Origin of the sequence: Mesorhizobium sp. 113-3-3 (assembly GCF_016756495.1) — a bacterium.
GTDB lineage: Bacteria > Pseudomonadota > Alphaproteobacteria > Rhizobiales > Rhizobiaceae > Mesorhizobium.
In genome coordinates, this window is record NZ_AP023243.1 from 2,385,317 (window position 1) to 2,400,916 (window position 15,600).

The 15,600-nt window shown below is 63.6% G+C and carries 18 protein-coding genes; 3 read left to right on the top strand and 15 right to left on the bottom strand.

From position 1 onward, the window contains the following. Positions 1 to 29 precede the first annotated feature (29 nt). The 5 genes from JG746_RS11560 to JG746_RS11580 form a co-directional block, all read right to left on the bottom strand. A complete protein-coding gene (locus tag JG746_RS11560; protein ID WP_202358241.1) occupies positions 30 to 248 on the bottom strand; it encodes a hypothetical protein in 219 nt (72 codons plus the stop codon). Between the two features lie 94 nt (positions 249 to 342). After that, positions 343 to 480, bottom strand: a complete 138-nt coding sequence (locus JG746_RS11565) for a hypothetical protein (RefSeq protein WP_179298059.1) — start codon at positions 478 to 480, stop codon at positions 343 to 345. A gap of 43 nt (positions 481 to 523) precedes the next feature. Beyond that, the gene (locus tag JG746_RS11570; protein ID WP_202358242.1) at positions 524 to 787 is read right to left on the bottom strand and encodes a hypothetical protein; all 264 of its coding nucleotides are present in this window, start codon (positions 785 to 787) and stop codon (positions 524 to 526) included. After that, positions 784 to 1,053 carry a hypothetical protein gene (locus tag JG746_RS11575; RefSeq protein WP_202358243.1) on the bottom strand — a complete coding sequence of 90 codons (270 nt, stop codon included), beginning with the start codon at positions 1,051 to 1,053 and terminating at the stop codon, positions 784 to 786. The genes JG746_RS11570 and JG746_RS11575 overlap by 4 nt, the downstream gene beginning before the upstream one ends. Before the next feature lie 168 nt (positions 1,054 to 1,221). Next, positions 1,222 to 1,428, bottom strand: a complete 207-nt coding sequence (locus JG746_RS11580; RefSeq protein ID WP_202358244.1) for a cold-shock protein — start codon at positions 1,426 to 1,428, stop codon at positions 1,222 to 1,224. A 328-nt stretch (positions 1,429 to 1,756) separates the two neighbouring features. Here JG746_RS11580 and JG746_RS11585 point away from each other — a divergent pair, with 328 nt between their 5' ends. Both JG746_RS11585 and JG746_RS11590 read left to right on the top strand, forming a co-directional pair. Then, positions 1,757 to 1,981 (top strand): hypothetical protein, encoded by a 225-nt coding sequence (locus JG746_RS11585; RefSeq protein ID WP_202358245.1) that lies wholly within the window; start codon positions 1,757 to 1,759, stop codon positions 1,979 to 1,981. A 185-nt stretch (positions 1,982 to 2,166) separates the two neighbouring features. Further along, entirely contained in the window at positions 2,167 to 3,801 is a 1,635-nt protein-coding gene (locus JG746_RS11590) for a tetratricopeptide repeat-containing sulfotransferase family protein (RefSeq protein ID WP_202358246.1), read from the top strand. Positions 3,802 to 3,881: 80 nt separating this feature from the next. On the opposite strand, the gene JG746_RS11595 is transcribed toward JG746_RS11590, so the two are convergent. The 3 genes from JG746_RS11595 to JG746_RS11605 all read right to left on the bottom strand — a co-directional run bounded on the left by JG746_RS11595 (position 3,882) and on the right by JG746_RS11605 (position 5,412). Next, the gene (locus JG746_RS11595; RefSeq protein ID WP_202358247.1) at positions 3,882 to 4,451 is read right to left on the bottom strand and encodes a dihydrofolate reductase family protein; all 570 of its coding nucleotides are present in this window, start codon (positions 4,449 to 4,451) and stop codon (positions 3,882 to 3,884) included. Positions 4,452 to 4,541: 90 nt separating this feature from the next. Beyond that, entirely contained in the window at positions 4,542 to 4,895 is a 354-nt protein-coding gene (locus tag JG746_RS11600) for a DUF1428 domain-containing protein (RefSeq protein WP_202358248.1), read from the bottom strand. Positions 4,896 to 4,989: 94 nt separating this feature from the next. Beyond that, complete coding sequence (locus tag JG746_RS11605; protein ID WP_202358249.1) at positions 4,990 to 5,412, bottom strand: VOC family protein; 423 nt, start codon at positions 5,410 to 5,412, stop codon at positions 4,990 to 4,992. 237 nt (positions 5,413 to 5,649) lie between these two features. On the opposite strand from JG746_RS11605, the gene JG746_RS11610 reads away from it, so the two are divergent. Further along, a complete protein-coding gene (locus JG746_RS11610; protein ID WP_202358250.1) occupies positions 5,650 to 6,264 on the top strand; it encodes a glutathione S-transferase family protein in 615 nt (204 codons plus the stop codon). A 49-nt stretch (positions 6,265 to 6,313) separates the two neighbouring features. On the opposite strand, the gene JG746_RS11615 is transcribed toward JG746_RS11610, so the two are convergent. The 7 genes from JG746_RS11615 to JG746_RS11645 all read right to left on the bottom strand — a co-directional run bounded on the left by JG746_RS11615 (position 6,314) and on the right by JG746_RS11645 (position 15,179). After that, positions 6,314 to 6,487 (bottom strand): hypothetical protein, encoded by a 174-nt coding sequence (locus JG746_RS11615; protein WP_202358251.1) that lies wholly within the window; start codon positions 6,485 to 6,487, stop codon positions 6,314 to 6,316. 124 nt (positions 6,488 to 6,611) lie between these two features. Next, on the bottom strand, positions 6,612 to 6,920 hold the full coding sequence (locus tag JG746_RS11620; RefSeq protein ID WP_202358252.1) for a HigA family addiction module antitoxin: 309 nt from the start codon (positions 6,918 to 6,920) through the stop codon (positions 6,612 to 6,614). A 27-nt stretch (positions 6,921 to 6,947) separates the two neighbouring features. Beyond that, positions 6,948 to 7,226, bottom strand: a complete 279-nt coding sequence (locus JG746_RS11625; RefSeq protein WP_202358253.1) for a type II toxin-antitoxin system RelE/ParE family toxin — start codon at positions 7,224 to 7,226, stop codon at positions 6,948 to 6,950. Positions 7,227 to 7,311: 85 nt separating this feature from the next. Next, positions 7,312 to 8,838 carry an ABC-F family ATP-binding cassette domain-containing protein gene (locus JG746_RS11630; protein WP_202358254.1) on the bottom strand — a complete coding sequence of 509 codons (1,527 nt, stop codon included), beginning with the start codon at positions 8,836 to 8,838 and terminating at the stop codon, positions 7,312 to 7,314. A gap of 247 nt (positions 8,839 to 9,085) precedes the next feature. Then, positions 9,086 to 9,991 carry a DMT family transporter gene (locus tag JG746_RS11635; RefSeq protein ID WP_202358255.1) on the bottom strand — a complete coding sequence of 302 codons (906 nt, stop codon included), beginning with the start codon at positions 9,989 to 9,991 and terminating at the stop codon, positions 9,086 to 9,088. 266 nt (positions 9,992 to 10,257) lie between these two features. Beyond that, the gene (gene uvrB / locus JG746_RS11640; protein WP_244730748.1) at positions 10,258 to 13,428 is read right to left on the bottom strand and encodes an excinuclease ABC subunit UvrB; all 3,171 of its coding nucleotides are present in this window, start codon (positions 13,426 to 13,428) and stop codon (positions 10,258 to 10,260) included. A gap of 125 nt (positions 13,429 to 13,553) precedes the next feature. Further along, positions 13,554 to 15,179, bottom strand: a complete 1,626-nt coding sequence (locus JG746_RS11645) for a DUF2778 domain-containing protein (RefSeq protein ID WP_202358256.1) — start codon at positions 15,177 to 15,179, stop codon at positions 13,554 to 13,556. Positions 15,180 to 15,600: the final 421 nt, after the last annotated feature.

A 15,600-nucleotide genomic window follows, 5' to 3' on the forward strand; every position in this document is an offset into this window, starting at 1 on the left:
CCCTCGTGAGGCGCTTGCGCGGGGGTTGCCTAGGCCGGATAGGCTCCATCGGCCGGCCCGGCATAGAGCTCGCTGCCGTCTTCGTCCGAGATGCGCACACGGTCGGGGATCTGCGGCATTGCGAGCGTGTGGAAGAGCGCGGCGGCTCCCTGAAGGGCGGCGCGTAGGGTCGGTGCTTCCAGCGACACCTTGTCGAGCGTTGCCTCCTCGGCGTCGCGTGACCGGTAGAACTCGATGACGAAGTTCAAGCACGCCTCCGTGGCAGGACTTGGCATGGGGCTGTTGTCAGTTACATCGCCTGCCAAAGCAGGGGGAGGGGCGCGCGAGGCGCCCCCAGAGCCGTCAGCCCTTGGACTTCGGCTTCAGGCCGCTCTCGGCCTGCTTGACCGACGAACCGAACGGCGAGGCGGGCTTGGCTACCACCTTGTCCTTCTTCGGCTTGCGCGCTTCGCGATTGCTTCGCTGTTGACCCTTGGACATCTTGTTTGCTCCTCGTATGGTTCTGTCTGGCGTTGCTGGGGTGTCAGGCCGGATTGTTGGCGACAACCGGATTGTCGGCCGGCTCCAGATTGTCTTCCGTGGTGACCCGCTCGTGGGTCTCCTGCTCGCTGCGGATACGGTATTGCGGCGAGCCGTCCTTGACCGGCAGCCTGCTCTTGATCTGGAACAGTTCCGCCGTCTTCTGGACGAGGCCGGTGCGGCTCTTCATGCGCACCGTCTGGCCGATGGCGAAAAGGTGCGAGGGTGTGTCGGTGCGCGGACGCGCATTCTGCTGGAAACGGATCATGCTGCATTCTCCCGGTCGCGCTTCAGCGCGGTTTCGAGTTCGAGGTGGTCTATGGCGACAAGCTGGCTGATCGCGGGGTTCTTCACCGCCCTTGCGGGAAGGTGGATGAAGGTAGCGACGCGGCGCCAGGCGACGCGTGACATGCCCTCGATCAACTCTTCATCATGGTCAATGTCGTAGTCGCCGGGCGGCAACGGTCCTTCCAGGCCTCCGAGCATGAAGGATGCCGCGAAATGGGCGATGGAATGGGTGGTGCGGTCCGGCATTGTCCTCGCCTTGGTTGGTTCACGCCTTGGGCGTCACGTAAGACAGCGGCCTGAACGCAAAAAAGCGGGGACGAGCCCCGCTTTTCTATTTCCGGCAATCGCTGGAAATAAGCCGCTTTCGAGAGCTGCCAGTACATCCGTGGTCAGCGTTCATCGAATTCGGCCGGATCAGATCAGTTGCAGATTGGCGGCGGACTCGCGGCCCTTGCCGTCACGCTCCAGGTCGAACTGCAGCTTCTGGCCTTCGGCGAGGCCGGGAAAGCCGGCGCGCTCCAACGCGCTGACATGGACGAATACGTCCTTGCCGCCATCGGCCGGCTGAATGAAGCCAAAACCCTTCTGGCCATTGTAGAATTTCACGATTCCGGTGTTCATATCTGTCTTTCGCGGATTGAAAAAATCGTCGCAGGGCCAATGTGCCGTGCGTCTGGTATCGACGATTTGGAATGATATTGGCGGGTCGAGAACCTCTGACGCCGCGAGATGCCAATTCTGGCCAAAACGATTTTCTTTATATAGATCGATTGAGCTCCATGTTCAAGGTGTTTCAAAAATCAATCCCGCTCTGACTGAAAAATAGATCGCTATATACGTTTAGATATTTCTGCTATGGTTTGCGCATATTTCCAAAAAAATCTTGAGAATGCGCTGGGGTATTTCCTCCGCGCCCATATTTTTATTTATCCTAGAAGGAGGAAAAAGCATGGTGTCCACAAGAGGCTCAAGAGGTAAGACCGTCGCGGTCAATCCGGTCATCAAGCCAATCGCCATTCACGCCATTGCCGTTGGCCCCAACGGCCAGCCGATGATCGTCAAGTCGGCGCGGCTGACCATCAGAAGCGACGAGGCGGCAAGGCGAACGATCTCCGATACCGATGGCACGGTGAGGCGGGCGAGGCAGGTCGCGGAGACCAACCGCTTGATCTGATCCTTGGCGTCGATGGAAAGGGCGCGGAACCACGCCGAGACTTGAACCTGCCGCGCCAATGGCCTAGATCGCGGCAGGCGGACAAACACGGCAGGTTTCCCATTAACAGAGATCAGAGACGAGCGGCGGGTGCGGGAGTCAGGTCTGGCGCGGGCGGACAGCCGCCACTGGGCCTCGACCAGTATGTGCAGCAGGCCCTGCAGCTGCACCAGGCCGGGCGCCGGCAAGAGGCTGAGTCCATCTACCGGCAAGTGCTGACCCGCCAGCCCAAACACGCGGCGGCGGCGCATTTCCTGGGACTGCTGCTGCACCAGACCGGGCGCAGCGAAGAAGGACTGGACCTCATCGAACGCTCGGTGAGCCTGCAGCCGACGAATGCCGACTTCCTCAACAATTTCGGTACGGTGATGCGCGACCTCGGCCGCGTCGCCGCGGCAGTCGACTTCTTCCGCGGCGCGGTGGATCTGCGGCCGGAGCAGCTCGCCGCGCGCGACAATCTCGGCTCGTCGCTGAAGCAGCTCGGCCGCTTCGAGGAGGCCGAAGAGATCTATCGCGGCACCGTCACGCGCAATCCCTTTCATGTGCGCGCCCGCATCGGGCTTGCCGAAACCCTGCAGGAAGCCGGGCGGCTGGACGAGGCGCTGGCTGTCTTCCGCGAGGCGCTGACCATCCGCCCGAAGGATGCCGACCTGCTGCACGGGCTGGGCGTTGGGCTGATGGAAAAGGGCAAGCTCGACGAGGCGGCCGACCTGTTCCGGCAGGCGCTGGCGATCAACCCAGGCATGGCGACCGCCTGGCTGATGCTGACGCAGGTCAAGCGCCAGAAGGCGCGCGACGCCGAACTGGCAGGCATGGAAGCCCAGCATGCCAAGGCGCCGCAGAACAGCCTGGCGCGCATGCAGCTGTCCTTCGGCCTCGGCAAGGCCAATGACGATCTGAAGGATTATGGAAAGGCCTTCGACTATTTCGCCGAAGGCAATGCCATTCGCCGCAAGGGGATCAACTATGACCCCGTCAGGACGCGCGAGGAATTCGCGGCGATGAAGACGGTGTTCGATGCCGCCTTCTTCGAAAGGCACAGGCCGAGCCCGATCACCGATGACGCGCCGATCTTCGTCGTCGGCATGCCGCGTTCAGGTACGACGCTGGTCGAGCAGATCATCGCCAGCCATCCCCAAGTCTATGGCGCGGGCGAGCTCAGCATCCTGAAGAACGCGGTCGGCAGGCAGTTCCCGGCGACCATGCCGGGCGGCTTCCCCTGGGGCGTATCGGATACGGACGATGCGGATTTCACCGAGGCGGGCCAGGCCTATCTCGACATGCTGCATGCCCGCTATCCGCATATGCGCCACGTCACCGACAAGATGCCGGGCAACTTCCTGCTTGTCGGCTTCATCCACATGATGATGCCGAAGGCCAGGATCGTTCATTGCGCCCGCGATGCGGCAGCAACCTGCCTGTCGATCTACAAGGTGCATTTCCGCGGTGACAGCCACCGCTACGGCTACGATCTCGGCGAGCTCGCCGACTTCCACAATCTCTATACCGACATCATGGCGCACTGGCACAAGGTGCTGCCCGGCGTCGTGCATGATGTGCGCTACGAGGATTTCGTCGCAGATCAGGAAGGGCAGAGCCGGGCGCTGATCGACTATCTCGGCCTGCCTTGGGACGATGCCGTGCTGTCGTTCCACGAGACCGACCGGCCGGTGCGCACGGCTTCCGCCGCGCAGGTGCGCCAGCCGATGTATCAGGGCTCGGTCGACCTGTGGAAGCGCTATGGCGACCGGCTGAAGCCGCTGCTCGACAAACTGGACTGAAGAGCCCGGCAGATGTGCCGCTATTAATCAGGATGATGTCTGGTTGAAATCGTTGTCCTGATCTCTTTGGACAACATGCATTAGCCGGCCTGCGACTTCTGCTCGTAGCGCAGGAAGACGTTGCCGTTGCCGAAGGCTTGTGACCGGGCCAGCTTCACGTTGAGCCGATTGCCGATGCCTTCGAACATCGTCCTGCCGGCGCCAAGCATGATCGGCACGATGACGAACTGGTATTCGTCGATCAAATTCTCCTCGGCCAATTGAGCGACGAGATTGCCGCTTCCCAGGATTGTCAGGTGGTTGCCCGGTTGCTGCTTCAGTTCCCGAAGCTTCGCGGCCGGGCCGCTTTTGACCAACTCGGTGTTGTTCCAACTCGCCGTGTCGAGCGTGCGGGAGAACACGACCTTCGGCATGGCGTTCATGCGTTCGGCCACCACCGGTGCGATTTGGGCCGCCATCGGCGTCGGCCAGAACTGGATCATCAGCTCGTAGGTAACGCGGCCCAGCACCAGCATGCCACCGCCCTTGGCATTGTCGGCGACGAAAGCGTTCCATTCCGGATCCTGGCTGTGCGCCCAGTCCATGGCGCCGTGCCTGTCGGTAAAATAGCCGTCGAGAGAGATGCTGTTGAATACGATCAGCTTGCGCATAAGTCGGTCCTGCCTCGAGAAATGAAGACTGGTTCGGGTCCCGCCGTGGCGTCGGCACGCGGCAGCGGTCGGTCGGTCTGGATGATCGGTCTACAGCTCGATGAAAGGCTGGAAGCCGCCGAAGATCATGCGTTTCATATCGAACGGCATGGGACCCAAATCGGGTGTCAAACGCGGGTCGGCCATCACCTTGGCCATCACCGCGTCGCGGCGTTGCCTGGATTCATAGACCGCCCAGGCGAAGACGACGATCTCGTCGTCCTTTGCCTGAACGGCACGCGGAAACGAGGTCAGCTCGCCATAGGGCACGTCGTCGCCGATGCATTCGACATAGGCCAGAGCGCCGTGTTCCATCCAAATGGGGCCTGCGAGGTTGGCCAGCTTCTTGTAGTCATCGAGTTTGGCCTTTGGCACGGCAAGCACGAAACCATCGACATAGGACATAGGGTTCTCCTTGGCTGAAAAGATGAGCGCCGGGTCGGCGGGGATACGACCCGGCGCGGTGAGCGCGTCAGCCCTGACGGGCGACGCCTGCTCGCTACTTAACCGGTGCGTTCATCGCCCAGGCGACGCCGAACGGATCATTCAGCTGGCCCCAGCGGTCGCCCCAGAACATCACCTGCAGCGGCGTGACCACTTCGCAGCCGGCGTCGACCGCGCGCTGCCACCAGTTGTCGATGTCGCCATCGCCGAGATGGAGCTGCAGCGTGTAGCCTTGCGCCGCCTTGTGCGGATGGCCGTGCTCGGGATAGGCGTCGCAAAGCATCAGCGTCGAGCCGTTGACGTGGAGATGGATGTGCATGGTGCGGCCCTGCTCGTCGGCCGGGTAGGCAAAGACCTCCTTGGCGCCAAAGGCCTTCTCGTAGAAATCGGCGGCCTTGAAGGCGCCGTCCACCTGCAGGTAGGGGGTCAATCCGCCGAGCACTTCTGCCCTGGGCTGAATGGGGGTCTGGTCAGTCATGTCTTGCTCCTCTTTGCGTTCGGCTTAGCCTTGCGAACCACAGGACGCACGAGGTGACCGCAATCCTACAGCGCGGCACAAATTTTTTTGGGCCGGCTTCGGGCAGGCCGCGCAGACGGCGGTTTGAGCCGAAGGCGTGAAACGAACTTGCGCCAGCGGCCCCCAAACAGAGCGCAATTATCGCAGCTCGCGGGCTAGAACGGATTACGCGCCGCTTCCTCAATCCCTGAGACGACCATGATCCTCTATTACCAGACCCACTCACCTTTCGCGCGCAAGGCGCTGGTCTTCGCGCATGAGGCCGGCATCGCCGATCGGCTCGAGGTCATTCATCACGAGACCAGTCCGACCTTGCGCAACGCTCGTGTCTACGCCGAAAATCCGCTCGGCAAAGTGCCGGTGCTGCTGCGGTCCGGCGCATCGGCGATCTTCGATTCCGATGTCATCTGCGCCTATCTCGACACGCTGCATGACGGCCGCAAGCTTTTGCCGCAAGACGGCGAGGCGCGCTGGCAGGCGTTGCGGCTGCAGTCGGTCGCCCAGGGGCTGGCACAGACAGGCATCGCCCTGCGCTGGGAGACGGAAAGGAGACCCGAGCCGCTGCGCTATGATGCTCTTGCGCAGGGATATCGGGACAAGATCGAGGCGAGCTACGACTGGATCGAAAGCACGCTGGACGACGAAGCGCCGCTCCATATCGGACATATAGCGCTCGCCACCACGCTGTCCTGGATGGCGTTTCGCCAGCTTCCGTCGTTTCGCGCGCGGGCACGGCTGACGCGCTGGTTCGACGTTTTCGAAAAGCGTGCGTCGATGCAGGCGACGCCGCTTTCGGGCGACACGCATGATTGAGCATTGGTCGCCGCGTGGCGGCCCGCATCGATATTTTCCGACCGCATTGTCAAAGCGTCCTGCGGATCCGTGGGCCGCTTTGCGCGTCGATGACGATTTCCGGCCAGCCGATGTCCTTGCGCAGTTCGATCGGCAGGGACAACAATTCGCGCTCGCTGCGGTGGCGGGCGCGGTTCTGTGCGTAACGGGAGGCAACGCGACCCAGGGATGACAGAATGGACATGATGCTTTCTCCTCGGATGAAGCCGGCATCATCGTGTCGGCATCCCAAGGACGCCGCAGGTTCAGGCGATCCGACAGAGCGACGAAATTTTTGTTACGACTCCGGATTCAATCCAAGAGTGGACCTAGGCTACCTTAAGCGTCGGGATAGCTGAAACGTCAATTTCACGCTCGGCGTGCCAGGCATCGAAAGCCGCCTGCATCCGAAGCCAGATCGCGGCACCGTCGCCAAACAGCTTCCCAAGGCGAGCGGCCACAGCCGGCGAAACCGGCTTCTTTTCGCGGATGATGTCATAAAGCTGTTGCCGGGAGATCCCGAGCAGATTTGCAATTTCCACCTTGGTCTTTCCGGTTGCCGGGATAATGTCCTCAAGTAGCGCCCCCGGGTGGGAGGGACAACGCTCGATCGGACGCGTCGGCTCGTGCACGGTCATAAGTCGAACTTCTCCAATCTGGCCACCTCAGTGATATTGCTCGAAATCGACGCGGGCGGCATCATTACCGTCGAATTCAAATGTGATGCACCACGGGCCGTTGACATGGACCGTGTAGCGGATCGGATCGAAGCCTTTCAGCGAGTGGAAGTCGAAGCCGGGGAGGTTCATCTCCTCCGGCTTCTCCGAAGCTTCCAGGCGGTCAAGCCGGACAAGAATGCGCTTGTGCATTTTGGCGTCGATCTTACCGGTTTTTCCGGTTTGAAAGAGGTCCGACAGCGCCTTGTTCTTGAAGGACTTGATCATAGATATATGTAAACATATTGCTTACACTAATCAAGAGATGTAAGCAAATAATTTACAGACCGATTGAGGTATCGAGCCTTCGCCCTCAACTGCCCGCTTCAGCCACCTCGCGGAAAAAGTCCTCGGGGTCCTCGACCTCGGTCAGCTTCCGCTTCTCGATCAGCCAGAAGCGGTTGCCGATGGCGCGGATGAAGGAGCGGTCGTGCGAGGCGAGCACGCAGCTTGCCTGGTGTTTCAGCAATTCCTCCTCCAGCGCTTCCTGGCCATCGATGTCGAGATGGTTGGTCGGCTCGTCGAGCAAGTAGAAGTTGGGGTTGGCGAGCCTGAGCGCCAGCATCATCAGCCGCGCCTTCTGGCCGCCGGACAGCACGCCGATCCTTTTCTCCTGCATCTCGATAAGCACGCCGGCGCCGGCGAGCAGCGAGCGGGCGCGCTGCTCGCCGACATCGTAGCGGCGCGACACCATCGCCAGCGGCGTGTCGTCGCCGCTGATGCCCGACAACGCCTGGTCGCTGTAGCCGAGCACCGTCGACGGCGTCACCTTCACATTCGCGACCGTGTCGGGCTCGACGATGGCGTTGCGGATCAGGCTGACGAAGCGCGACTTGCCGACGCCGTTGCGGCCGAGCAGAACGATGCGGTCGCCCTGGCAGATATGGCGCTTGCCGGTTCGAAACAGCAGCGTGCCGTCGGGCGTTTCCACCGTGGCGTCGTCGAGCGTGATCAGCACCTTGGCGTGGGTGCCGCGATTGGCGAGCCGGATCGCGCCGGCCGACTTCTCACGATGCGCCGATACCGCCGCCTCTTCGAGCTTCTCCGCCCGTTCCCTGAGCTGCTTGGTCTTCACCGTCAAAAGATCGCTGCCGGAATTGATGCCGATGTTGTTGAGCTTGGCGGCCTGCTTTCGCAGCTGCTGGGCGACCTTCATGTCGCGCTCGAACTTGCGCGCCGTCGAGGCGTCGACCTCGTCCAGGGCCTGCCTCGCCGGCGAATAGGGCAGCGCAAACACCGGCGATTGTTCCGGACGCAGGAACAGCGTCCGGTTGGTGGCGGCGTCGAGGAAGGCGCGATCGTGGCTGGCAATGACCACGGGCACTTCGCGCGGCAGCGTGTTCAGCCAGCTTTCCAGCTGGCTGATGCGGGCAAGGTCGAGATGATTGGTCGGCTCGTCGAGCAGCAGCACGTCGGGATCGGTGACCCAGACGCGGGCGATCAGCGCCAGCCTTTGCCAGCCGCCGCTCAGCGCCCGCATTTCCCGCTCGCGCATCGCTTCGGGCACGTCGAGCGAGTCGAGAGCGACGTCGACGCGCCACATCTCGCTCTCGGCCTGCTCCGCCGGCATGGCATCGGCCACCACCTGTTGGAAGCTGCGGCTGAGAAAGGCAGGGGGAACCGACTGCTCGACATGGCCGACGCGCAGGCCGCGCGTGCGGGTGATGTCGCCCGAGGTTGGCTCCATCTCGCCGGTCAGGCATTTGAGCAAGGTCGACTTGCCGCGGCCGTTGGCGGCAACGATGCCGAGCCGGTCGCCGGCGCCGATGGTGAGGTCGAGGTTTGCGAAGAGTGGCGCACTCATGGTGACGCCGAGGGATTTGAGGCTGATCAGGGCCATTTGGATTTCTCTGGTCTTGGCCGACATGCGGCTCATGCACTTGGACGGTGCGCTTGCTGGCCATCAGGCTCGGCGTTGCGGCACCACGAAGGGCAGACCAAAAAATCGAAGCGGGAAAAACCCGGACCGTCCCTGGTCAGCCCTGCAAGCTGGCTTGCAGGGCAGAAATCGGGCCACGCTGACGATGGTGACGATGAAACGTAAACACGTGAGCCCTCCTTTCAAGACGTTCGAGTGTGCGAAGCGATTACACCAAGGGCGGGGCGGATGGCAAGGCCGCCGCTTTCACGCGGCGCGGGAATGGATCCAGCACCAGTATACAGCCGCCGATGATCGCCACCGCGCCGAAGGCCTGGATGATGGTCAGCGACTCGCCAAGCACGACGGTGCCAACCAGCACCGCGATCGTGGTCACGGCGAATTCGACGCTGATCGTTTTGGTCGCGCCGATGCTGGCCACCAGCCGGAAGTAGACGACATAGGTCAGCGCACTCATCACGCAGGCTAGAAGGACGAGGTAGAGGAAATCGACGGGACGCGGCATGGCCGGAACCGGCACGGCCAAGAGCAGCGGCAGCGTCATCAGCCCGCCGAACAGGAAGGCGGCGCCGGTGAGTTCGAACGAGCCGGCCGAGCGCAGATGGCGATTGGCGTAGTTGCTGCCGAAGGCGGCCGAGAAGGAACTGAACAGCGAGGCGGCGCAGCCGAAGGCGAAGGACGCTGTGATAGGCACCGAAGGGAAGCCGACCAGGACGACGATGCCCGCCGCGCCGAGCAGGAGGCCGGCCAGCCCGCGAACGGTGATGCGCTCGAGCCCCCATAACTGGCCAAGGATCATCGAAAACAGCGGGATCGCGGCAACGAGGATGGCCGCCATCGCCGTGCCGATGCGCGGCGTGGCGTAGGACAGGCCGATCAGCTGCGCCGCGACGGTCGTCGCACCGACCATGGCGAAGTGCCGCCAGCCGGCGCTGAAATCGAGCCGCCGCCGCGTCGCCGCCGCCAACAGGAAGAGCGTGATGCCGGCGATCAGCGAGCGCAAGGTCACGGCGCCAACCCAGCCGAAAGCGTGTACGACCTTGAGCAGCACCAGGAATGACAGACCCCAGGTGACGGCCAGGAAGGCGTAGGCTGCGATGTCCCTGGGTTTCATGGAGGCGGGGCGGGTGGGGCGCGTTGCTGGCAGAGGCAGGATTGCAGCCGTGCGTATCGCTTCCGCCGGCTGGCGGCAAGCGCGAGCTGCGAAGATGGAGCGCTTTCCTTTCTCCCCCTGTGGGAGAAGGTGGCCTCGCGAAGCGAGGTCGGATAAGGGGGTGTGCCAGGGAACGCCAGCGTCTCACTCCGCTGGAACACCCCTCAACCGTCTCGGCGCTGGCGCGCCGATCCACCTTCTCCCACAGGGGGAGAAGGAAGAGGCGCTCACTTCCCCGGCCTGCCGGTCTTGCCTGGCCGCCGCTTTTCCCGACGGGCGTCGCCTGGGTCCTCGTAAGAGCCGATGCCGGCGCGCTGGCGAACGATTGGTTTGCCGTCGCGATCCGCCGCGCCCCCCTCTGTCCTGCCGGACATCTCCCTCACGAGGGGGGAGATCGGCTGGGGCTTCGCCGGCACTTTTCCCTCGACCGGCTTTTCCGTGCGCCGCACCGTCATCTCGTCCAGCGAGTTCTTCTTGAACAGCGGCTTGACCGGCTCGCCGGGAATACCGAAATCGGAGCCGTGCGCTTCGGATGCCGACTGTTTCTTGAACAGCGAGCGCGACACCGCACCCGCGGGTGTCGGCATGTCGGTGCCTGGCCCCATGTCGTCGATCGAGGGTTTGGCGAACAGCGGCTTCGTCACCGGCACGGCGCCGTCGGCGCCCATCTCGTCGAGATCGGGCTTGCGGAAGAGGTTGGGCCGGGCGGCCTTGGCCGCCTCTTCGGCGGCGCGCGCCTCGTCGAGCTTGCGGAAACGCTCCTGTTCCTCGGCCGTGCGATGCTTGGCCACGCCCTTGTTGTGCTTGCCCTTTTCGCGGCCCGAGACCGGGCTTTCCATGTCGGCGTATTTGGCCAGTGGGTCCTCGGAGATGGACAGTTCCATCTCGCGCAGCCGCTTGATCTCGTCGCGTATGCGCGCTGCCTTCTCGAAGTCGAGATTGGCGGCGGCGTCGCGCATCTGCTTCTCCATCGCGTCGAGATGCGCCTTGAGGTTGTTGCCCATCATGGCGCCGGCGCTGTCGGTGAACTGCGAGATGTCGGCGCGGACGTGGTCCTTCTCGTAGACCGAGTCCAGAATGTCCGAGATGCGCGACTTGACCGATTCCGGCGTGATGCCGTTGGCGGCGTTCCACTCCATCTGCTTTTCGCGGCGGCGGCTGGTCTCGGCCATCGCGCGTTCCATCGAGCCGGTGACCTGGTCGGCATAAAGGATGACCTTGCCGTCGACGTTGCGCGCGGCGCGGCCGATGGTCTGGATCAGCGACGTCTCGGAGCGCAGGAAACCTTCCTTGTCGGCATCGAGAATGGCGACGAAGCCGCATTCGGGGATGTCGAGGCCTTCGCGCAAAAGGTTGATGCCGACCAGCACGTCGAAAGCGCCGAGGCGCAAGTCGCGCAGGATCTCGATGCGCTCCAGCGTGTCGATGTCGGAGTGCATGTAGCGCACGCGCACGCCTTGCTCATGCAGGTATTCGGTCAGGTCCTCGGCCATGCGCTTGGTCAGCACGGTGACCAGCGTGCGGTAGCCGGCGGCCGTGGTCTCGCGGATCTCGCCGACGACATCGTCGACCTGGCTCTTCGCCGGGCGCACTTCGACCGGCGGGTCGATCAGGCCGGTCGGGCGGATGACCTGCTCGGCGAAGACGCCGCCGGACTGTTCCATTTCCCAGCCGCCCGGCGTCGCCGAAACGGCGACGGACAGCGGACGCATGGCATCCCATTCCTCGAAACGCAGCGGCCGGTTGTCCATGCAGGAGGGCAGGCGGAAGCCATATTCGGCCAGCGTCGCCTTGCGCCGGAAGTCGCCGCGATACATGCCGCCGATCTGCGGCACGGTGACATGGCTTTCGTCTATGAAGACCAGCGCATTGTCGGGAATGTATTCGAACAAGGTCGGCGGCGGATCGCCCGGCTGGCGGCCGGTGAGATAGCGCGAATAGTTCTCGATGCCAGCGCAGGAGCCGGTGGCTTCCAGCATTTCAAGGTCGAAACGGGTGCGCTGCTCCAGACGCTGCGCTTCCAGCAGGCGGCCGGCACGCTCGAGTTCGACCAGACGCTGCTTGAGCTCTTCCTTGATCGACTTGATCGCCTGGTTGAGCGTCGGGCGCGGCGTCACATAGTGCGAATTGGCGTAGATCTTGACGCTTTTCAGCTCGCCGGTCTTCTGGCCGGTCAGCGGGTCGAATTCGGTGATCTGCTCGATCTCGTCGCCGAACATCGAGATGCGCCAGGCGCGGTCCTCAAGGTGGGCCGGGAAGATCTCGATCGTGTCGCCGCGCACGCGGAATGAACCGCGCACGAAATTGATGTCCTGGCGCTTGTACTGCTGGGCAACGAGGTCGGCGAGCAGGGCGCGCTGGTCGAGCCGGTCGCCGATCTGCATCTGGAAAGTCATCGCCGTATAGGTCTCGACCGAACCGATACCGTAGATGCAGGAGACAGAGGCGACGATGATGACGTCGTCACGCTCGAGCAGCGAGCGCGTCGCCGAGTGCCGCATACGGTCGATCTGCTCGTTGATCGAGGATTCCTTCTCGATGAAGGTGTCGGTGCGCGGGACGTAGGCTTCCGGCTGGTAATAATCGTAATAGGAGACGAAATACTCCACCGCATTGTCGGGGAAGAATTTCTTGAACTCGGAATAGAGCTGCGCGGCCAGCGTCTTGTTCGGCGCCAGGATCAGGGCAGGGCGCTGCGTCTCCTCGATCACCTTGGCCATGGTGAAGGTTTTTCCCGAGCCGGTGACGCCGAGCAGCACCTGGGTGCGGTCGTTGTTGTCGACGCCTTCGACAAGATCCTTGATGGCGGTCGGCTGGTCGCCGGCCGGCTCGAAGTCCGACACCATCTTGATGGCGATGCCGCCTTCCGACTTTTCCGGGCGGGCAGGGCGGTGCGGCGTCCACAGCACGCCGTCCTTGTGCAGCGGATTGCCGGATTCGATCAGTGCCGAGAGGGCGGCGACCGTCGCGGTGACGCCGCTCGACGTCATCGTCTCGGCCTCTTCCAGCGAGATGTCGAGGCCGGCAACCGGATTGAGGCCGGCCGCCGTGCGTTCACGCGCCGTGGCCGCGCCGCCCATCGAGGTGCCGCGCGCCGTGCGTCCGGGCGCGGCGGAGCGCTCGGGAATCTTCTTCGACGGCTTTGGCGCTTTGCCGCCGTCGCCCTTGCCGGCCTGGCGCCCTTCGCGTTCGGCTTCCTGCTCGATCTGTTCGGCCCAGTCGGCGATCGAACCGGTCAGCGGCGTGCCCGACAGTTCGGGCTGCGGCATCTCGGCGAAGCCGCCTTTGTGCAGCGGTTCCGAAGCGTCGAGGAAATCGGTCAGCGGGCTGCGCCGCTTCGGCGCGGCGCGGTCGTCATTCGCCGTCGGCGGCGTTTTTTTATCAGGGGATTTGGCCATGTCCCGAATATGGGAGGTCTTGGCGAAAATAGAAAGAGCGCGATGCGGCGCGGCGCATGCCCGGATGCGGCTCCTGACAGTAGGCTGTCAGGAGGAGGCAGTTGCCGGGGACCACCTGCCTGCGTTCAGGCGCCCCGGGCGTTGTCCGTCGCCACTTGAGTCGGCGATCCGTTCAGGCGCGGCACCACGACGAGGCGTGTGACCTTGCCCTTCTTGAAGGCGGCGAGGAAGCGGGCATAGTCCCTGAAGACCACGCAGCCATTGGACTCGGCGCGGCCGCCGCGCAGCATGTAGGTGTGGGCGAGCAGGCCGTCGCGGTTGTATTTGTTGCCGCCGCTCGTCGGCGTCAGGCGTATGGCCTCGACGCCATGGAAGCGGGATTCACGCAGCGACAGATTGTAGGTGTTGGGCGGCGTCGGGCCGCGATCCTTGACGTGGACATAGCGCGGCTGGTCGACCATGGCGCCGAGGCCGGAATGCGCCTCGAGCCGCTGGCCGTCCGGCATGTAGACGGTCTTGGCGCTGATGTCATAGACGGCGACGCCGTGGCCGGCTCCGCTGCCGCCGCCCGGTCCGTTGAACAGGTTCCTGAATGCCTGGCCAAGGCCGCCCGAAGGCGTGTCCGGCTTGGCATAGGCCAGCACATCGCCGCCATCGCCCGGCCGGCCGGCCCGGGCCGGCCTTGCCGGCTGGGCTTGCTGGACCGGCTTTGTCTGCGGCGCCGGCTTCTGCTGCGCGATCCTGGGCTGAGCAATCCTGGTCTGCGGCGCAGGTTCATCCTGTTCCACCACGGCCTTCGGCTGCCGCGGCGCGTCATATTGCGGGCGGTGGGTCGGCAGTGGCACGTCGTCGGTCAGCGCATCCGGCAGCGAGGCGGCGTCGCCGGGCTGTTGCGGCTGGGTTTCGGCAGGCTCAACCGTGATATCGGCCGAGGAGCCGGTCATCGGCAGCGGCGAGGCGAAGGCTTCGTCCTCGACCGGCAGCGACTCGACAAGGGCCAGCGCCAGCTGTGCATTGTCAGGCGTCTGCGACTGGGCAAAGCCCGCCGGCGCCGGCGCGGTCTGGACGACGGTATCGGCACGGGCGAAGCGTTCAGCCGCCGGAGCCGGCATGTTATCCGACAGGCTGGCCATCACCTGGACCGATGGCACAAGCGATGCCTCGGTGACCTGCGGCGCGGCCTTGGAAATCACCGGGCGGGCATCGGCAGTGGCGACAGGCTTGCCGGCAGCAAAGGCAGCGGCCAGCTTGCTCGGCGAGAGCGACGCTTCCATGCGTTCGAAGCGCTCCTGCGCTTTCGACTTCAGGATTGGCTGTTCCGGTCTTGCATGGGCCGCGAGGCGCGCGGACTTCTCACCCAGCGGGCTCACACTGGCCAGCTTGAAGCACGTGGCGCCGCATTGCACGGCATGGTCGTGCAGGGCCTGCGCGCCGCCATGGGCATTGGCCAGCACGAACGGCGCCGAGGATCTGAGGAAATGCTGTTTGAGCGGATCGGCCATCGCCAGCGAGCCCGGCATGGCCAGCGTTTGCGGCAGCCCGCCGCCCGACGTCGCCGACAGCGAGGCGCCGACGGAACTGAGGCCGGCCATGGTGCCGATCAGCCAGAGGCCGACAGCAGCACTGGCACCGGGCACCGCGACCCAGCGGACGATCCGTTTCGGGTTGAAGGAAGGGATGCGCTGCGCATCGACGAACTCGCCGCCCTCGCGCTGGTCCCAATTTATTTTGTGTTTACTCGACAACGCCATGCAACCAATCTCGCTCCAATCGGTTTTCCCCGTACGTGGCCTTGTCAGCCGCGACGACCATTCTGCGAGTGATCCCAGGGTGGTCCCCGACGCGTTTGCCGCGCCTGTCGTTGATTGCCGATTGCTTCAAAATATGGACAAAGTTGGTTAACCAATCCCTCTCAAATCCAACTTTGAGACGTGAACTTTGTGCCAAAAAAGGCTCGTCCACGATCATGCACGCGGTATTACAGCCCTTCCGAAGCAGGTTTGCTGCCTGTTTTTGACGGCCGAGTCAAGCACAACAGCCCTTGCTAATATAAGGAAAAGGCTCTCCAGCGAGCCCTGCGGCAATGCGGCGCGCCATTCCACGGTCCTGAAAAAGGCTGATGGCATCGGCAAAACTGTTGCCCGCGCGCCACATTTTTCCGGCCTGCACGGC